The 1033-nt window shown below is 73.9% G+C and carries 1 protein-coding gene; it reads left to right on the top strand.

What is annotated here, in order from left to right:
• The first annotated feature begins 120 nt into the window (after nt 1-120).
• Nucleotides 121-945: a DinB family protein gene (locus ACWF41_RS11310; protein WP_452182540.1), complete on the top strand. Its 825-nt coding sequence runs from the start codon at nt 121-123 to the stop codon at nt 943-945.
• Nucleotides 946-1033: the final 88 nt, after the last annotated feature.

Below are 1033 nucleotides of genomic sequence, written 5' to 3'. Positions count from 1 at the left end.
CCCTGCCACCCAGGGGCCCAACCCGCCCGGGCTTGGGGCAAAACGGGTGGTTGGACATTTCCGGAGCCTTAAAAACGTGCACAACCACCTGTTCGGCGTCGCCTCGGGCAGGATCGGGGGATGGCGACGACGGTGCGCACGCTGCTGCTGGGCCAGATCGAGTTCTACTGGGACGCCCACCTGTGGCCACGGCTGCAGGGGCTGACCGACGACGAGTACCTGTGGGAACCCGTCGACGGGGCGTGGAGCCTGCGCCGCGACGATGACGGCAGCGTGCGTCTCGAGCAGACGCCGGTCGACCCGCCCGTCCCGCCGGTGACGACGATCGCGTGGCGGGCGGCCCACCTGGGCCGCGACGTCTGGGGCAGACGGGCCCGCGCGATCTTCGGCCCGACACCCGCGCCCGCGGACGCCGACATGGTGGACCCTCGGCACTGGCCGGAGCCCCTGCCGCTGACGGCCGACGGCGGGCTGGACCTGCTGCGCGAGGGCTACGAGCTGTGGCGGGACCGCCTCGCGGAGCTCGACGACGACGCCCTCGCCGCACCGCTCGGGCCGCGCGGCGGGCCGTACGCCCAGGACTCGCTCGCCGCGCTCGTCGTGCACCTCAACCGCGAGGCGATGGCGCACGGCGCCGAGATGTGCCTGCTGCGCGACCTCTACCGCGCGCGGCAGCAGCGCCGCGACCCCGTCGTCGCCATGGCGCTCGGGGGCGGCGCGGCCGACCTCGAGCGGATGCTCCGCCTCGACCCGGTCACGGTCGCGGCCGACGACGGCTCCACGGCGCTGCATCATGCAGCCGCCACCGGCACCCCGGACGACGCCCGGCTGCTGCTCGAGCGCGGCGCAGACCCCACCGCCGTCGACGGACGTTTCGGGATGACACCTGCCGGCTGGGCGGACTATCTCGGCCACCCGGAGCTGGCGGCGCTCCTCGGGGGCTGAGCAGCCCGCCGAACAGGCGGTTGGGTAAGGTTTTGGGGGGTCGAAAGAGTGGGACCACCCTGTTTGTACCCCGGGGGCTGGGGACCAT

Source organism: Isoptericola sp. NPDC055063 (assembly GCF_053608125.1).
The sequence above is the reverse complement of the archived record's forward strand: the minus strand, read 5'-3'. Positions and strand labels throughout refer to the sequence as shown.